We start from the raw sequence: 620 nt of genomic DNA, 5'->3' as shown, positions 1-620 counted from the left end.
CGGAGTGAAGGTCGTGGTGCTCGAGAAGCACGAGGATTTCTTCCGCGACTTCCGCGGTGACACCATCCACCCGTCCACTCTGCGACTGCTCGACGAACTCGGCCTTTACCACGAGTTCGCCCGCATTGCTCATCGCCGCGTAGAAGGAGTGACCCTGACCGGGCGAGGCGGCCAGGACATTCTGCTCGCCGATTTCACGCGGCTCAACCTGCCCCATCCGTTCATGACGATCGCGCCCCAGTGGGACTTCCTCAACCTGCTCGCAAAAGCGGGCGAGAACGACTCGAACTTCGACCTGCGGATGGGCGTCGAGGCCGCCTCGTTGATCTGGGACGGAGACCGTGTGGTCGGTCTCCGTGCCCGGAATTCGACCGTCGCCGAGGCGGCCCCACAGTCCGAAGATACCGACGTTCCCCACGGGAAACGTGCTGAACCCGCCACCGACGTTCCCACCCCGGCCACCCTCGAACTCCGCGCACCACTTGTCATCGCCGCCGACGGCAGATGGTCGAAGGCGCGCGCCGAGGCAGGGTTGTCCGTGAGGGAACTGCCGTCGACGATCGATGTGTGGTGGTTCCGCATCGACACCGAGGCGGTGCTGCCCGATTCCGTGGCCCCAC

Annotated in this window: 1 protein-coding gene; it reads left to right on the top strand. The window is 65.3% G+C overall.

Annotated features, from left to right (window positions below; all coding sequences use genetic code 11):
• Positions 1-16: 16 nt before the first annotated feature.
• Positions 17-620, top strand: a 604-nt coding sequence (locus IEV86_RS17520) for an FAD-dependent monooxygenase (RefSeq protein WP_229734728.1), incomplete at its 3' end; no start/stop codon positions are given.

The sequence above is a fragment of the Cellulomonas carbonis genome, assembly GCF_014636275.1.
Lineage (GTDB): Bacteria > Actinomycetota > Actinomycetes > Actinomycetales > Cellulomonadaceae > Actinotalea > Actinotalea carbonis.
Note: the sequence above shows the minus strand (reverse complement) of the source record. Positions and strands in the feature narration are given on the sequence as shown.